This is a genomic window from Acidiphilium sp. 34-64-41 (assembly GCF_002282635.1).
GTDB lineage: Bacteria > Pseudomonadota > Alphaproteobacteria > Acetobacterales > Acetobacteraceae > Acidiphilium > Acidiphilium rubrum.
On the sequence record NZ_NCJX01000011.1, the window covers coordinates 1 to 15945 of the forward strand.

Annotated in this window: 15 protein-coding genes; 8 read left to right on the forward strand and 7 right to left on the reverse strand. The window is 63.2% G+C overall.

All coding sequences use genetic code 11. The annotated features are described in order from the left end of the window. Window positions 1–323 precede the first annotated feature (323 nt). The 3 genes from B7X49_RS03325 to B7X49_RS03335 are packed head-to-tail and all read right to left on the reverse strand — an operon-like array spanning window position 324 to window position 4060. Window positions 324–1793, reverse strand: a complete 1470-nt coding sequence (locus B7X49_RS03325) for an NAD(P)/FAD-dependent oxidoreductase (RefSeq protein ID WP_286704485.1) — start codon at window positions 1791–1793, stop codon at window positions 324–326. Between the two features lie 6 nt (window positions 1794–1799). Next, window positions 1800–2555 (reverse strand): HpcH/HpaI aldolase/citrate lyase family protein, encoded by a 756-nt coding sequence (locus B7X49_RS03330; protein ID WP_286704486.1) that lies wholly within the window; start codon window positions 2553–2555, stop codon window positions 1800–1802. A gap of 11 nt (window positions 2556–2566) precedes the next feature. Further along, the gene (locus B7X49_RS03335; RefSeq protein WP_286838272.1) at window positions 2567–4060 is read right to left on the reverse strand and encodes a CoA-acylating methylmalonate-semialdehyde dehydrogenase; all 1494 of its coding nucleotides are present in this window, start codon (window positions 4058–4060) and stop codon (window positions 2567–2569) included. A gap of 131 nt (window positions 4061–4191) precedes the next feature. Between B7X49_RS03335 and B7X49_RS03340 the strand changes: the two genes are divergently transcribed. From B7X49_RS03340 to B7X49_RS03355, 4 genes are all read left to right on the forward strand, one after another. After that, window positions 4192–5439, forward strand: a complete 1248-nt coding sequence (locus tag B7X49_RS03340; RefSeq protein WP_286704488.1) for a Zn-dependent hydrolase — start codon at window positions 4192–4194, stop codon at window positions 5437–5439. A gap of 39 nt (window positions 5440–5478) precedes the next feature. Further along, on the forward strand, window positions 5479–6318 hold the full coding sequence (locus tag B7X49_RS03345; RefSeq protein WP_286704489.1) for an SDR family oxidoreductase: 840 nt from the start codon (window positions 5479–5481) through the stop codon (window positions 6316–6318). 84 nt (window positions 6319–6402) lie between these two features. Continuing rightward, window positions 6403–6537 (forward strand): hypothetical protein, encoded by a 135-nt coding sequence (locus tag B7X49_RS03350; protein WP_286838275.1) that lies wholly within the window; start codon window positions 6403–6405, stop codon window positions 6535–6537. Continuing rightward, on the forward strand, window positions 6531–6938 hold the full coding sequence (locus tag B7X49_RS03355; protein ID WP_286838278.1) for a DsrE family protein: 408 nt from the start codon (window positions 6531–6533) through the stop codon (window positions 6936–6938). Before B7X49_RS03350 ends, B7X49_RS03355 begins: the two co-directional genes overlap by 7 nt. Window positions 6939–7006: 68 nt before the next feature. On the opposite strand, the gene otnK is transcribed toward B7X49_RS03355, so the two are convergent. From otnK to B7X49_RS03375, 4 genes are all read right to left on the reverse strand, one after another. Continuing rightward, entirely contained in the window at window positions 7007–8266 is a 1260-nt protein-coding gene (gene otnK, locus B7X49_RS03360; protein WP_286704491.1) for a 3-oxo-tetronate kinase, read from the reverse strand. Beyond that, window positions 8263–9036, reverse strand: a complete 774-nt coding sequence (gene otnI / locus B7X49_RS03365) for a 2-oxo-tetronate isomerase (RefSeq protein WP_286704492.1) — start codon at window positions 9034–9036, stop codon at window positions 8263–8265. Before otnI ends, otnK begins: the two co-directional genes overlap by 4 nt. Window positions 9037–9094: 58 nt before the next feature. Beyond that, the gene (gene ltnD / locus B7X49_RS03370; protein ID WP_286704493.1) at window positions 9095–9997 is read right to left on the reverse strand and encodes an L-threonate dehydrogenase; all 903 of its coding nucleotides are present in this window, start codon (window positions 9995–9997) and stop codon (window positions 9095–9097) included. A 79-nt stretch (window positions 9998–10076) separates the two neighbouring features. Beyond that, window positions 10077–11126 carry a LacI family DNA-binding transcriptional regulator gene (locus B7X49_RS03375; RefSeq protein ID WP_286704494.1) on the reverse strand — a complete coding sequence of 350 codons (1050 nt, stop codon included), beginning with the start codon at window positions 11124–11126 and terminating at the stop codon, window positions 10077–10079. A 193-nt stretch (window positions 11127–11319) separates the two neighbouring features. Between B7X49_RS03375 and B7X49_RS03380 the strand changes: the two genes are divergently transcribed. From B7X49_RS03380 to B7X49_RS03395, 4 genes are read left to right on the forward strand one after another with little or no spacing between them, the layout of a single operon-like run. Further along, on the forward strand, window positions 11320–12900 hold the full coding sequence (locus B7X49_RS03380; RefSeq protein ID WP_286704495.1) for a sugar ABC transporter ATP-binding protein: 1581 nt from the start codon (window positions 11320–11322) through the stop codon (window positions 12898–12900). Beyond that, a complete protein-coding gene (locus B7X49_RS03385; RefSeq protein WP_286704496.1) occupies window positions 12897–13883 on the forward strand; it encodes an ABC transporter permease in 987 nt (328 codons plus the stop codon). The genes B7X49_RS03380 and B7X49_RS03385 overlap by 4 nt, the downstream gene beginning before the upstream one ends. Then, a complete protein-coding gene (locus B7X49_RS03390; protein WP_286704497.1) occupies window positions 13880–14896 on the forward strand; it encodes an ABC transporter permease in 1017 nt (338 codons plus the stop codon). Before B7X49_RS03385 ends, B7X49_RS03390 begins: the two co-directional genes overlap by 4 nt. 46 nt (window positions 14897–14942) lie before the next feature. Next, the gene (locus B7X49_RS03395; RefSeq protein WP_286704498.1) at window positions 14943–15929 is read left to right on the forward strand and encodes a substrate-binding domain-containing protein; all 987 of its coding nucleotides are present in this window, start codon (window positions 14943–14945) and stop codon (window positions 15927–15929) included. Window positions 15930–15945 lie beyond the last annotated feature (16 nt).

Genomic DNA, 15945 nt, shown 5'->3' on the forward strand with positions numbered 1-15945 from the left:
CGGACGTCAGGCAGCCCAACACAGACGCTACCGGCCTACCATCCGTCCTACGAACGAACGAAAGGGAAAAATTGCGCTGTTCAGAGGTTCCTTAAAGGCAGAGCCTTTAAAATCCATTAGTTTTAGGCAAGGGAAGGGCGACCCAGGCCCAAACAGTTGAACCACCGAGGCAGCGCCCTCCCCTTGCCTAACACTTGCGGATTCTATGGGCTAAGCCCTTAGTGGGGGTCGAGGGGGCGGAGGAGCCGAAGGTTCCAGCGATGCTCGTCATCACTGGAATGGCTCTGGAGGGAAATCCCCCCGCTTTGCTTGCTATCGCGACATCACCCATGCGGATGGCGGGTGAATGCCATGGTACCGTCGGCGAGTTTACCCCAGCGCATCATGAGCAGGTCGCGGACGTAATTCTGGTAGAGGCGCCAGGGTTTTTTCGAACCTTGGCGGGGGAACAGCGCAATGGCGCGTTGCACGTAGCCCGAGGTGAAGTCGAGGAATGGTTCTTCGGTGACTGATGGATCGTTACGGAGCGGCGTGCATTTGGTGTAGTTATGGCGCTTCATGTGATTGAGCAGGCGGCAGACGTAGGCTGCGGTCAGGTCCGATTTCAGGGTCCAGGACGCGTTGGTATAGCCGAACGAGACCGCGAAGTTCGGTACGTTGCTGATCATCATACCCTTGTAGCTCAGCGTTTTTGCAAAATCGACTGTCTTGCCGTCCACCATGACGTCGAGTCCGCCGAGCAGCTTCAGTTTCAAGCCGGTGGCAGCGACGATAATATCAGCGGCGAGTGTTGCGCCGGAGCGGAGAGCGATACCGGTGCTGGTGAACCGCTCGATCTGATCGGTGACGATGCTCGCGGCGCCCGATTTCAAAGCGGTGAACAAATCACCGTCGGGCACCAGACAGAGGCGCTGATCCCAGGGCTTGTAGCGTGGCGTAAAATGGGTCGCGACGTCGTAATCCGGCCCAAGCGCCTGGCGCGCGAGGCCGATGATCCCGGCTTTGACCCGTTCGGGCTTGCGGCGGGCGAGGTTGTAGAAAAACATCCCAAGCAGCACGTTCCGCCAGCGCGTGACACCATAGGCAAGCTGGGCGGGCAGGCGCCGGCGCATCCGGTTGGCGAACGCATCTTCGGACGGGCGAGAAACGATATACGTCGGCGAGCGTTGCAGCATCGTCACATGTGCTGCGGTTTTCGCAAGTTCCGGCACCAGCGTCACGGCGGTGGCGCCGCTGCCGATCACCACGATGCGCTTGCCGACATAATCAAGATCAGCCGGCCAGGACTGTGGATGAACGATGCGGCCGCCAAACGAAGCGGCATCCGGAAACGCAGGCAAATGACCGCCGTCATAATCGTAATAGCCGCTGCACATAAACAGAAAATCGCAGGTAAATTCGACCGTCTTGCCATCAGCCTCAGTGGTTGCGGTCACAGTCCACAGCGCGCGTGCACTGTCCCACGCAGCGCTTTTGACATGGTGCCCGAACCGGATGTGCCGATCGACGCCGAATTCCCGCGCCGTCTCGCGCACGTAGTTCAGGATCGCAGGGCCTGGCGCGATCGCTTTGGAGTCGGTCCAGGGACGAAACGAGTACCCCAGCGTATACATATCCGAATCAGATCGAATTCCGGGATAGCGGAACAAATCCCACGTCCCGCCGATCGCATCGCGCCCCTCCAGCACGACGTAGCTGCGCTCCGGTGTCTCGCGCATTAGATGGCAGGCCGCGCCAATACCGGACAGGCCGGCACCCACCACGACGACATCGAAATGCGCACCGCCTGCCATATGCGGTCAGGTCGTCGCGCGAAACGCTGAGACCGCCTCAGCCGCACCTTGCGCAATGAAGCGCGAATCCGACCCGACCGTGACCAGATCGAAGCCTTTGCCCACCATCATTTTCGCATACCCCGCCGATCCGGTGTGAATCGCGGCCCGCTTGTTGTGATGTTTCGCGCGCGCCAGGATATGTTCGATCGCCTCCATCATGGTGGGATGCGTCGGGTCGAACTGCGGTGCCATACCGAGTGTCAGCGCCAGATCGTTTGGCCCGATATACACCGCATCGATCCCGGGCACCGCCAGAATATCATCGAGCACGCCGACCGCCTGTTTGGTCTCGATCATGGCAAAGCCGGTGACCAGGTCGTTCGCCTGGCTGGCGTAATCGGCACCATGTACGAAGCTCGCGCGGATCGGCCCGTAACTCCGCCCACCCTGCGGTGCGTAGCGCATCGCATTGGCAAACACCCTGGCGTCTTCGACCGAGTTGATCATCGGGCAGATCACGCCGAGCGCGCCGGCATCGAGCGATTTCATGATGATGCCGGGATCGACCCACGGCACCCGCACGATCGGCACCACGTCGGTCGTGCTGATCGCGGTCAGCATCCGCACCGCGGCGGCGTAATCGACCACGCCGTGCTGCAGATCGACCGTCAGACTGTCCCAACCCTGGTGCGCCATGATCTCGCTGGCAAATCCATCAGGAATCGCCAGCCAGCCATTCAACACCGCGCGATTTTCACCCCAGATTTTCGTGAGTGACATGATAGCCCCCTTTACCGCATCGTCGGCATGGCGAACTCGGCACCGGCGCGAATACCGGTCGGCCAGCGCGACGTCATGGTTTTGAGCTTGGTATAGAAATGCACACCCTCGCGCCCGTGCATGCCGTGATCGCCAAAGCTCGACCGCTTCCACCCGCCGAACGAATGAAACGCCATCGGCACCGGAATCGGCACGTTGATCCCGACCATGCCGACCTCGATCTGATCGGCAAAACTGCGCGCCGCATCGCCGTCGCGCGTGAAAATCGACGTGCCATTACCGAACTCATGCGCATTGATAATCGAAACCGCATCATCGAACGTCTTTTCCCGCACCACCGACAGCACCGGCCCGAAAATTTCCTCGGAATGAATCCGCATGCCCGGGCGCACATGGTCGAACAGGGTCGGCCCGACGAAATACCCGTCCTCATGCCCCTGCAGTTTCAACCCGCGGCCATCGACCACCAGTTTCGCCCCCTCCGCGATACCGATATCGATATATGACAGGACCTTGGCCTTATGTTCCTTGGACACTAACGGCCCCATCTCGGCCTCATGATCTGTGCCCGGCCCTATCTTCAGCGCCCTTGCACCTCTCGCAAGCCGGTCTACTAACTCATCGGCGATATCACCCACCGCGACGGCCACCGAAATCGCCATGCAGCGCTCTCCGGCGGAGCCATAGGCCGCCCCCATCAGCGCATCGACGGTCTGATCCAAATCCGCGTCCGGCATCACCACCATGTGGTTCTTCGCCCCGCCCAGCGCCTGCACCCGCTTGCCATGTGCCGAAGCCGTGGTGAAAATATGCTCGGCAATCGGCGTCGAGCCGACAAAGCTGATCGCGGCAATCCGCTTGTCGGTCAGCAGCGTATCCACCACGTCACGATCACCATTGACCACGCTGAACACGCCCGCCGGCAAGCCGGCCTCTTTCAACAATTCCGCCAACCGCAGCGCGGCCGAGGGTACTTTCTCGGAAACCTTCAGGATAAAGCAATTGCCGCACGCAATCGCGACCGGAAACATCCACAACGGCACCATCGCCGGAAAATTGAACGGCGTAATCCCCGCCACCACGCCAAGCGGTGCGCGGATCGTGTAGCTATCGACGTTGGTGCCCACGTTGCGCGAATATTCCCCCTTGAGCACGTCGGGAATGCCGCAGGCGAATTCCACCACCTCCATGCCGCGCACCACCTCGCCCGCCGCATCCGACAGCACTTTGCCGTGCTCGTTGGTGATTAGCGCGGCCAACTCGCCCTTATGCGTCTCGATCAGTTCCTTGAACTTGAACATCACCCGCGCGCGCCGCAGCGGCGGGGTAGCCGCCCAGGCCGGAAACGCAGCCACAGCGCCGGCAATCGCGCGCTCGACCTCAGCAGGCGTCGCCACCGCGACCACGCCGGTTTGCGTCCCCAGGGCTGGGTCGAACACCGGCAGGTGCCGTGTTCCCTCGCCATCGATATGTTGGTTGTCGATGAAATGACCGCGCGATTTCATGGCGTACCCTCAATATTTCCTGCGCACATATTGTCGCCCCGACCGCCCCAGGGCAACCCCCGCCACGGCGCGCTTGCATTGCGCGCCACGCCGCGCGATTTTGCGCCCAACTTGAACCACGCGGGGGCATCATGGTGCAAAGCAGCAATTATCGGATCGACGGCAAACGCCTCTGGGACACTTTGATGGCAATGGCGACGATCGGTGCCACGCCGAAAGGCGGCGTCAACCGCGTCACCCTCACCGAGGTCGATCGCAGCGGCCGCGCCCAGTTTGCCCTTTGGTGCAAACAGGCCGGCCTCACCCTCCGGTCCGACAGCATGGGCAACATGTTCGCCCGCCGCCCCGGACGTGACAATTCACGCCCGCCCGTCCTGTTCGGCAGCCATCTCGACAGCCAACCGACCGGCGGCAAGTTCGACGGCGCGCTGGGCGTCATCGCCGGACTCGAAGTGATGCGCACGCTCGACGATCTCGGCATCGTCACTGAAGCCCCGGTCGAACTGATCAACTGGACCGACGAGGAAGGATCGCGCTTCGGCCGCGCCATGATGGGCAGCGCCGTCTGGGCCGGCGTCCATCCCGAAGCCACCATCAAATCCCTGCGCGATGCCGAAGGCATCTCCGTCGCCGAAGCGCTCACCGCCATCGGTGCCGAAGGCGCGGAACCCGCCACGCACACGCCGGCCGATTCCTATTTTGAACTGCACATAGAACAAGGTCCCATCCTCGAGCGCGAGGCCAAAACCATCGGCATCGTCACAGGCGCACAAGCACAGGTCTGGTTCGACGCCACACTGACCGGCCAGGATTCCCACGCCGGCACCACCCCGCCCGACGCCAGGCGCGATGCGCTCGCAGGCGCCGCCGAAATCATTCTGCTGGTCGAACGCATCATGCGCGCGCAGGGCGATGCCGGACGCGGCACGGTCGGCCGCCTGACCGTACACCCCAATTCGCCCAATGTCGTCCCTGGTGAAATCCGCTTCGGCTGCGAATTCCGCCATCCTGACGATGCGGTGATCGCCACCATCGTCGATGATTTCCCGAAGCAGGCGGCCGATCTTGCCGCCGCCCGCGGCCTCGCGCTCCGCATCACCCCGGTGTTCCGCGTTGCCGCCACCCCGTTCGATGCAGACTGCATCGATTTGGTCCGCCAGGCCTGCGCCCGCCTTGGCTACCCCGCCCGCGAAATGGTCTCCGGCGCCGGGCACGATGCCGTACACGTTGCCACCGTCATCCCCACCGCCATGATCTTCACCCCGTGCAAGGACGGTCTCTCCCACAACGAAGCGGAATCGATCACGCCGGACGAAGCGGAAGCCGGCACCCAGATCCTGCTTGACGTCGTGCTCGCGCGTGCCAATCGTATGGGTTGAACCGGCAGCGCAGCGCGCAGCCCCTTTCGGAGAACCCCCATGAGCCAACACCCCGCATTCACCGCCGGTCGCGGCGCCGTCATCACGGGCGGCGCCAGCGGCATCGGCCTCGCCACCGCGCAACACTGCGCCGCAAATGGAATGAGCCTGTTCCTTGCGGATATCGACCAAACCGCGCTCGAATCTGCCCGCGCCGCCATCTTCACCGACCATCCAGGCACCACGATCGAAACCATCGTCACCGATGTCGGAAACCGTGCCGACGTCCAGCGTCTGCACGACATCGCCGCGCGATCCGGCCCGATCGGCCTGCTGATGAACAATGCCGGCGTCGAAGGTGGTGGCGGCCTCACCGCCGATGCCGCCCGCTGGCACACCATCATCGACACCAATCTATGGGGCGTCATCAACGGCGTGCAGGTTTTCATGCCGACCTTGATGGCGCAAGGTATCCCGGCCGCGATCATCAATACGGGGTCGAAACAGGGCATCACCATGCCGCCCGGCGATACCGCCTACAATGTCTCCAAGGCCGGCATCAAAGCCGTCACCGAAGCCCTGGCGCACGATCTGCGCGAAGCCGGATCACCGGTCACCGCCCATCTCCTGATCCCCGGCTTCACCTTCACGGGCTTCACCAAAAAACGCGTCGCCGAAAAACCCGATGCCGCATGGACACCGGAACAAGTGGTCGCCTTCATGGCCGAACGCCTCGCGCAGGGCGATTTCTACATCCTCTGCCCAGACAACGCGGTAACTCAAGCCATCGACCACAAGCGCATCGCCTGGGCCGCCGGCGACATCATCCACAACCGCCCGGCACTCTCGCGCTGGCACCCGGATTACCAAGCCGCCTTCGAGGTCTTCGTCAAATCGTAGCAACCGCCGCACTTCCCCCCCGCCAGGTGCCCGCCTATACTGTGCCAGACGTCGCATAGGCGCGGGGTCGGCAACGGAGATGTCATGTTCAGCTCAATCAGCCGCACCATCACCGGCATCGCCGTGGCCACAAGCCTCACAATCACCGGCGCCGCCTACGCGAACCCTTCGATGCTGAAAACATTCCAGTTCGACCACCCCATCTTCCAGCAATGCTGAAAACATTCCAGTTCGACCACCCCATCTTCCAGCACCCGCACCCTTTCGCCACCAGCCACATGGTCATCCAGATCAGCGGGAACGATCCGGCAATCTGGTCGCTCGCCCTGAACAACGCCGAAAACGCGCTGAAACTGCTGGGAAATGACCAGACACAGATCGTCCTGGTAGCCTTCGGCCCCGGTCTGCACATGCTGCTGGCGAACTCACCGGTCGCCGACCGGATCAACGCGCTCAATAAGTCTGGGGTCGAGTTCGATGCCTGCAACAACACGCTCCAAGCCATGGCCCGCGCACTCGGCCACGTTCCCAAACTGGTGCCGCAGGCCATGATCGTGCCCGCCGGAATCGTGCGGATCGTGCAGCTTGAGTCGCATGGATTCAGCTATATCAAGCCGTAAAAAAGGTCAGCACGAAAGGGAAGGACGAGTCTTCGTTTTGGTCAAAAAAAGAAGCGCTTTTCTCACTGTTATAACCCCATCGCCCCCAACGCCGCCCGAAAAAACCCAGGCCCGCCGAAATTGCCCGATTTCAGCGCAAACAGCATCGTCTCCCCGCCCAGGCTGCGCAACAGCGGCACCCCCGGGGCAATCTCGCCGCCGATTTCGAGCGCCGTCACTCCAAGCCGATCGATTACCGCCCCCGAGGTTTCACCCCCCGCAACAATCAACCGCCGAACCCCGAGCCCAACCAGGCCCGCCGCCAATTCCGCCAGCGCCGCCTCAATCCGCGCGCCCACACCAGCGCCATGCACCGATTGCAACCGGCCGACCACAGCAGGCGTCGCGCTGCTCCCAAGCAGCACCGGCCCATCCGCCAGGCGCTCCGCGGCCCACGCCAGCATCCCAGCCGCATACCCCGCATCACCCAGCAGCCGATCGATATCGAGCCGTGCCACCGGCAAAGTGCTCTCCACCGCATCGATCTGTTCCAACGTCGCGGCCGAACAACTGCCGGCAATGATCGCGGCGTGACCGTCAACATCAGGCCAGGCCGGCACCGCAGCCGCCTGCCCCGCACCCACCGCTGCCCGTGCCAGTCCCAATCCCAGGCCAGACGCCCCGGTCGAAAGCCTCATCGCAAACGCCGCTTCACCCAGAGCGAACAGATTTCGTTCCGACACAGCATCGACAATTGCGCTCCGCACGCCGGTATCGCCCAGCGCCGCCAGTCGCGTACTAATCGCCGCCGCGCCGCGCTCGACGCAGTCGAGCGCAACCAACCCGACAGCCCGCGCCGACTGCCGCGCCAGCACCCGCACCAAATCGGAATCCCGCATCGGGTTCAGCGGGTGATCCTTCAACGGACTTTCGTGCAGCGGCCGCGAGCCCACGAACAAATGCCCCTGAAACACGGTGCGCCCGGTTTCGGGAAACGCCGGCGTCACCGGAACCACCGATGCATCCAGCGCCGCCGCCAGCGCTTCGGTCACCGGCCCGATATTGCCGGCATCCGTCGAATCGAAGGTCGAGCAGACCTTGAACATGATGTGCCCCGCGCCCTCGCCCCGTAGCCAGGCCAGCGCTCCCAGCGACCGTGCCACCGCATCCGCCGCCGGCACCGAGCGCGTCTTGAGTGCGACCACCACGGCATCGACTTCACCCAACGCCAACCCTGCCTCCGGCACGCCGATCGTCTGGATCGTGCGCAGCCCCTGCCGCGTCAGCGTGTTCGCCAGATCGGACGCACCGGTATAATCATCGGCAATGCAACCCAGCTTCAGGCTCACCGCCGCAGACTTTCGAACCAGCCGAGTCCCTCGCGCGTCGCCCCACGCGGCCGGTATTCGCAACCGACGATGCCGGCATAGCCCAGCCGGTCTAGTTCATCGAACAAGAACGGGTAATTCACCTCCTCGCCATCCGGTTCGTTGCGCGAAGGCACGCTGGCAACCTGCACATGGCCGATCATCTTGATATGGTTGCGTAACCGCATCGTGATGTCGCCGTGAATGATCTGGCAGTGATACATATCGAACTGCAAACGCACATTGCCGATCCCAAGCTCAGCGATCATCGCCGCCGCTGCATCGATATCATTGAGAAAATATCCCTGCATATCGCGCGCATTGATCGGCTCCAGCAACAGATCGATCCCATGCGCCGCGAGCGTCTCCGCCGTCCGCACCACCGCATCCCGATAGCGCGCCATCGCCGCCGGATCGTGCGGGTCACCGATGCCGGCCATCAGATGCAGCCGCGTCACCCCGGTCGCCGCCGCATACTCAAGCGCCCGCGCGGTCCCATCGACCATTTCATCGATACGTCCCGTCAACGATGCCAGCCCCCGCTCGCCCGACGCCCAATTGCCCGGCGGCAGATTGAACAGCGCCTGCGTCAGCCCGTGCTGCGCGAGGCGCGTGCCGATCGCCTCGGGCGGATGCTCATACGGAAACAGGAACTCCACAGCATCAAACCCCGCATCGGCCGCCGCAGCGAACCGATCGAGAAATGCATGCTCAGTAAACATCATCGTCAAATTCGCCGCAAACCGAACCATATCTGTGATCCCATAATAAAAGTTGTTTGGTTCTTTTTCATAAAAAAGAACAACTGACTTACTGCCCCTGCGGCAACTGCACCCCGGAAATCATCGCAAACAACCGCGCGACCGAGGCATCATCATCCCGCCCCATCCCCGCCGCCGCCGTCATCAGAAACAACTGCAACGCCGATCCCGCCATCGGCACCGCAAGCGGCGCCGTCCGCGCCATGTCGAGCACGATTCCCAGATCCTTGGTAAAAATATTCACCGCGCTGCGCGGCGCATAATCCGCGTCCAGAATATGCGGCACCCGGTTCTCGAACATCCAGCTATTGCCGGCCGAACCCGTTATCACCTCGTAGAGTTTCCGCAAATCCAGCCCGAGTGAAGCGCCGAACGCCACCGCCTCGCACGCCGCCGCAATATGCACCCCGGCCAGCAACTGGTTGACCATCTTGAAGCCCGCACCAACGCCCGGCGCATCGCCAAGCTCATGCAGCGTCGCCGCCAGCGCCCCCAGCACCGGTCGCGCCCGCTCGAACGCCGCCGCACTGCCGGAGGCCAGAACCGTCAGCTTGCCTTCCGCCGCCCGCGCCGCGCCGCCACTGATCGGCGCATCCAGATAATGCAGCCCCTGCCCTTCCAACCGCGCCGCCAGAGCCCGCACCACATCCGGCGCCATCGTCGCACAGGAGATGAACACCGAACCCGGCGCCATCGCGGCAGCACAACCATCCGCGCCAAACAGGATCGCCTCGGTCTGCGCCGCATTCACCACCACGCACACAACCGCATCCGCACCCACAGCGGCGGCCGCCGGCGTTGCCGCCACATACCCACCGGCGTCGGCAAGGCGCTGCGCATTCGCCGCAACCACATCGTAGCCGGCCACATCGAACCCCGCACGGACCAGCGATACCGCCATGCCGAAACCCATCGAACCTAGGCCGATTACGGCGATGCGGGGCGTAGTCATGGGGTGAACTCCAAATCAAAAAGGAAAGAAGACAGTTCTTTTTTGAAAAAAAGAACCAAAAAACTTTTATTCATTTCGATCATGTGCTGCTGCGGGCTTCCAGCACGAAACCTACGTCGATGCGGCGTTGCGCGGGCGGGGTGCCATTGATCCGGGATAGCAGCATGGTCGCCGCCTGCTTGCCGATTTCTTTTCGCGGCGAAGTAATCGTGGTCAGCGCCGGCGTCACCAACGCGCTCATCGGCAAGCCATTGAACCCCGCAACCGCAACCCGCCCCGGCACCGCAATGCCCTCGCGCTGCGCCCGCAAAACCGCCCCCACCGCCATCTCGTCATTGGCAAAGAACAGCGCATCGACCTGCGGATCCGCCGCCAAAACATCGGCCAGCGCATGCCACCCAACCTCCTGCCCTGGTCCCCATGGATACTCAAACAAAATATCGCTTGCCCCACCGACCTCGGCAATATGTCGGCGCATGCCATCATAACGCTGTCGTGCCCGATAATCATCGCGCATCCGCGTGCCGACGAACCCAATCCGCCGATACCCGCGCTCGAGCAGATGCGCCGCCATCACCGCGCCGGCTCGCACGTGCGACAAGCCGACATTCATGTCGATGCAGCGCGCGCCATATTCCATGAACTCGACCACCGGCACATCGGCGTTCTTCAACAGCGTCGCCGTGCGCGGCAGATGCCGTAATCCCGCGAGCAAAACACCTGGCGGCGCCCAACCCAACAAGGTGGAAGCCAGTGCCGCCTCACGATCCAGATCATAATCGGTGCTGCCCAGCAGCATCTGATAGCCTGCCGCCTCGATCGTCTCCTGAATCCCCTCTATCACCTCGACGAACACGACGTTCGACAATGACGGCACGATCACCGGAATCACCCGTGTCTTGGCCGAGGCCAGCGCACCCGCCATCCGGTTGGGCACATAGCCCAAAGCCTCGACCGTCGCATTGATCCGCCCGCGCAAAACCTCCGAAACCGTCTCAGGCGTATTCAGCGCGCGGGATACCGTGATCGGTGAAACACCGGCCGCCGCCGCCACGTCGCTCAGCGTCACGGCAGTACGACGGCCGCGCCGCGGTTCGCGCGGGCGCAACGAGGCGGACGATGGGTCCATAACCGGCGCGTCTCTCCAAACTGTCCCGCGATTGAACGCGGCTGTTTCAATTAACATCGATTATCGCGAAGTTTTGTTCGCCGCGCAAGATGGTAGCGCTGTCAGATTTTGGTTGCGCTACCAAAAATCCCCGCCTATATCGGTCTCAGCCGGGCAGCCGATTATAACCGCACCGCGCAAAGGGAAACGAAACGTGCTCGCAACGTCACCGCCAACGCTCGCGTTCGGTCAAGATCAGGCGCCCGATCAGGCGTTCGCCCCGCGCAGCGGTCGGCTCAGCGCCGTCGCGATCGACAAGAGCTTCCTCGCGAACCGCGTGCTCAAGCGCGTCAGCCTCGGCCTCGCACCCGGCGAAGTCCATACGCTGATGGGCGAAAACGGCGCCGGCAAATCCACCTTGTTCCGCGTCCTCGCCGGCATTCACCGCCCCGACGCCGGCACCATCACGCTCGATGCCGCACAGCTCGACCTGCGCAACCCGCACGCCGCCCAAGCCCACGGCATCTACCTGGTCCCGCAGGAACCCGCGCTAATGGGCGAACTCAGCGTCGCGGAAAATATGTATCTCGGCATGCTGCCCACTAGCGGCCCACTGCCCGGCCGCGTCGATTGGCGCAGCATCCGTGCGCGCAGCCAGGATGCCCTGCGCACGCTCGGCCTCGATATCGATGTGCGCGACGATGCCCGGCACCTCAGCATCGCGCAGCAGCAGCTCGTCGAGTGCGCCAAGGCCCTGCTGCGCGGCTGCCGCATCATCCTGTTCGACGAACCGACCTCCCCGCTCACATCGCGCGAGGTCGGTTTCCTGTTCGGCATCATCCGCCGGCTGCGCGACGATGGCTACACGCTCGGTTTCATCAGCCACCGCATGGACGAGGTGATGGACATCAGCGACCGCATCAGCGTGCTGCGCGACGGTGCGGTGACCGACGAGGTCGACCGCACCGGCTTCGACCGCTCACGCCTGGTCAGCGCCATGGTCGGCCGCACCCTCAACTTCGACCGCAAGCGCATCCACCGCGCTGGCGTCGGCACGCCTGCGCTGACCGTGCGCGGCCTGACCCACCCCACCGCCTTCCGCGCGATCGACCTTGATGTTCATCCCGGTGAAATCGTCGGGTTCGCCGGGTTGATCGGCGCCGGGCGCACCGAAATCGCCGAGGCGATCTGCGGCCTGCGCGAAAAATCCGCAGGCACCGTCATGCTAAACGGGCAGGACATCACCACCGCCTTGATCCCGCACATCATCGAGGCGGGGCTGGTCTATGTTCCCGAAGACCGTGCCCGCCACGGCGCGATTCTGCCGATGTCGATCCGCGACAATGCCACCGCCGGGCAGATCACCAGGCTGCAGCGCGGCGTCGGCCTGCTCGACCGCGTGCGTGAAGCCGAGATTGCCAAGCAGACCATCGCGCGCTTTCGGGTCCGCGCGCGCGGCCCGGCCCAGCCGATGCGCGAACTTTCCGGCGGCAACCAGCAAAAGATCGTCTTCGGCAAATGGATGAGCACCAACCCCACGGTCGCCATCCTCGATGAACCGACCCGCGGCGTCGATGTCGGTGCCAAGGAAGACATCTACCGCCTGATCGAAGAGCTTTCGCAAGCCGGCATGGCAATCATCGTGATTTCCTCGGAACTCGAAGAATTGATCGCCCTGTGCGACCGCATTCTCGCCATCTATGGCGGGCGGATCACGGCCGAACTGCGCGGCGCCGAAATCACCGCCGCCAGCGTCGGCGCGGCGTTCCTCGGCGCTGGGAGCGGGCCGGCATGAGCACCACAACGATCAATGCCGCGCTGCAAAAGCGCCGCCCGCGCCGCGAGATTCGCGAAATTACCCTGCTCGTCGTCACCATCGCCATCGTGCTCGGCGTCGGCATCGTCAAGCCGAGCTTCATGCAATACGACAATCTCGAATTCATGGTGCTCAGCGCCGTCGTGCTCGGCCTGATCGCGATCGGCCAGACCTTCGTCATCATGACCAGTGGGATCGATCTCTCGGTCTCCGCCGTCATGGGGCTCAGCGCCGTGGTGTTCGGCCTCGCCTCCACCACGATCCATCTGCCGCTCGCCGCCGCCCTGCCGCTCTGCCTGATCCTCGGTGCAGCGCTCGGCAGCATCAACGGCCTGCTGGTCGCCTGGGTCCGCATCCCACCGATCATCGCGACCCTCGGCACCTACAGCCTGTTCGGCGGCCTCACCTTCATCGTCTCCAACGGCACCCAGGTCGATCAGGTCTCGAACCAGTTCGCGACCTTCGGCAACGGCAACCTGATCCCCCACCTGCCGGTGCCGACCCCAGTGCTCGCGCTCGCGGCGGTCGCCTTGTTCGCGTGGTTCGTGCTGAACCACATGATCTTCGGCCGGAACATCCTCGCGGTCGGCAACAACGCGGGCGCCGCCTACAACGCCGGCATCCCGGTCAAACGCACGTTGCTGTTCGTCTACATGATCGCCGGTGCCCTCGCCTCGTTTGGCGGCCTCGTCTTCGTCGCCTATACGGGCTCCGCCACCGCGACAACCGGAACCGGCGACCATGTCGAGTTGCAATCCATCGCCATCGCGCTGATCGGCGGCACGCTGATCAGCGGCGGCCGCGGTAACCTCGCCGGCACCGTCATCGGCAGCATTTTCCTCAGCGTCGTCATCACCGCCTTGGTGTTCCTCCATGTTCCGGCCATCTGGTATTCCGCAGGCGAGGGCTTGATGATCCTCGCCGCCGTCACCCTCGGCGCCAAACGCGGAGCGGCCCGATGAAACGCTTCCTCCCCCGCGACGCGTGGGACCGCACGCTCGCGATCATCCTGATCGCCCTGCTGCTCGCCTTCAGCACCCTCATCCCCGGCTTCTATGCCGGCTTCGGCGGCACGCTCGCCATCACGGAACAATTCCTCCCGTTCGGCTTCGTCGCCATCGGCCTCGCCGTGGTCATCCTCACCGGCGGGATCGATCTTTCGGTCGGCGCCATCGCCAGCCTCAGCGCCGTCATCATGGCAATCCTCACCAAATCCGCCGGGCTCGACATCTGGCTTGCATCGCTGCTCGCGCTGATCATCGGTGCTGCCCTCGGCTGGCTCAACGGCATCGTCATCACCCGCCTGCGGATCGAACCGCTGATCGCCACGCTGGCCACCAGTTTCATCTACACCAGCATCGCCACCGCACTCGCCGGCGCCTCGCCGCCCTACGGTTTCGGCAAACCCTTCGCCGTGCTCGGCAGCGGCACAATCGCGGTCGTCCTGCCGGTCCAGCTTCTGATGTTCATCATGATCGCCATTGGATTTTCGATCCTGGTCACCCGCACCGGCTTCGGCCGGCGCATCATCATGGTCGGCTACAATCGCGATGCCGCGCATTACGCAGGTGTTGCGGTTCCCGGCCTGCTGCGCAAAGTCTACGCGATCAGCGGCTTCATGGCCGCCTTCGCCGGCATCGTGCTCGCCTCCTATTACGATGCGGTCCGGCCGGACATGGGTAACATCCTGCTGCTCACCGCCATCACCATGGTCGTGCTCGGCGGCGTCAGTATTTTCGGCGGCGAAGGCGGCATTCTCGGCGTCACCCTCGGCGTGCTGATCCTCGGCGTATTGCGTCAGGGCATGCTGATCGCCGGATTTTCCGACATGGTCACCACCATGCTGACCGGCGCCATCCTCCTCGTCTCGATCGCCGCGAAAAACCTGTTGTCCGATCGCGGCTTCGGCTACGGCGCGCTCCTACTGCGCCTGATCGATTCCCGCAAACAGGAGGCCGCGCCGCCGAACACCTGACCCAGCCATCAACCTCAATCAAAAACAGCATCAGCGGAGACTTTCCATGAAATCCATCACCAAAACCCTGCTTCTCGCCTCGGCCCTTTGCAGCCTCGCCGGCATCGCCCCCGCTCACGCGCAGGGCAAGCGCATTAAGGTCGCCATGGTACCCAAGCTCATCGGCCTTTCGGTATTCAAGGCGAACGAAAAAGGCGCAATTGCTGTAGCCAAAAAACTCAACATCCAGTTCCTCTACACCGGTCCGGTTACCGCCTCCGCACAGGGCCAGGTCGATATCATCAACAGCCTGATCGCGCGCCGCTTCAACGTCATCACCATCACCTCGAACAACCCGACCCAGCCGGCCCCCGCCCTCGAACGCGCGATGAAACAGGGCATCAAAGTGGTCAGCTACGATTCCGATGTCGCCCCCGATGCGCGGGACTTCTTCATCCAGAACACCTCCTACCCCGCAATGGGCAAGGCGATGGTCGACTCGGTTGAAAAATACGCAGGGCCGGACGCCAAAGTCGCCATCCTGTCCTCGACCCCGGATGCCGCGATTCAGAACGCCTGGCTCGGCGCGGTCAAAACCTACATGACCGCGAATTTTCCGAAAATGACTGTGGTGACCACGCAATATGGTGAATCCAGCCCCTCGAAATCGCTTTCGGCCGGGCTCAACATCCTGCAGGCCTATCCGGATGTCACCGCAATCATCGCGCCCGACGGTGCCGCCGAAGTCGGCGCGGCCGCCGCGGTGAAAAAACTAGGCCGCACCGGCAAGGTTTTCGTCACCGGCGCGAGCGACCCCGATTCGATCCGCCAATACGTCAAGGACGGCATCATCAAGGCAAGCCCGCTGTGGGATGAAGTCAAGGAAGGCGAATTGGTCATGAACGTCTCCCGCCTCGCCGCCGATGACAAGCTCAAAGCCAACGACACCTTCACCGTCACCGGGCTTGGCACCTACACCGTGAAGGACAAAGTCATCGTCTTCAGCAAGCCGCTGGTGTTCACCGCGGCCAATATCGACCAGTACCACTTCTGACCCTGACGCCGGCGGC